Annotated in this window: 2 protein-coding genes; both read right to left on the reverse strand. The window is 62.5% G+C overall.

What is annotated here, in order from left to right:
* The coding region (locus ACK4SE_RS14280) for a GTPase (protein WP_409694050.1) at window positions 1-270 on the reverse strand (270 nt) is incomplete at its 3' end.
* A 27-nt stretch (window positions 271-297) separates the two neighbouring features.
* Window positions 298-544: hypothetical protein (locus tag ACK4SE_RS14285; RefSeq protein WP_409694053.1), on the reverse strand; the 247-nt coding region annotated here is incomplete at its 5' end.

A 544-nucleotide genomic window follows, 5' to 3' on the forward strand; every position in this document is an offset into this window, starting at 1 on the left:
GATCATGAAGAGGATGATGTCGGCTTCGCGGATGGCCAGCTCTGTCTGCTGGCGCATGCGGTCTTCGAGGCTGCCGTCGCGCACGTCTTCATAGCCCGCCGTGTCCAGCACGCGGAAGGTGAGGTCGGCAATATGCCCCTCGGCCTCGCGACGGTCGCGAGTCACACCGGGGGTATCATCGACCAGCGCGATCTTGCGACCGACAAGGCGATTGAACAGGGTGGACTTGCCCACATTGGGACGACCGACAATGGCTAGCGTGACCGTCATGGCGGTTATCCCTTCGGCGAGGCCGGATTATTCGGCGACGGGCTCGTCGGCGGCAACAGGTTCATCGGCGGCAACAGGTTCATCCGATACAGGAGCGCTTGCGGTGCCCGCGGAGAGCATTTGCGCCATGTAGTAAGCCATGCGGCTGCGCAGTCCCGATGTTGCCATGGGATCGTCAAGCACAGCCTGGAAATTGGCCTCGGCAGCAGCGAAGTCACCGGCCTTGTATTGCGCAAGGCCAAGAATTTCGCGCGCCACGCGACGGAACTGGCTG

The organism is Brevundimonas sp., from assembly GCF_046293315.1.
GTDB lineage: Bacteria > Pseudomonadota > Alphaproteobacteria > Caulobacterales > Caulobacteraceae > Brevundimonas.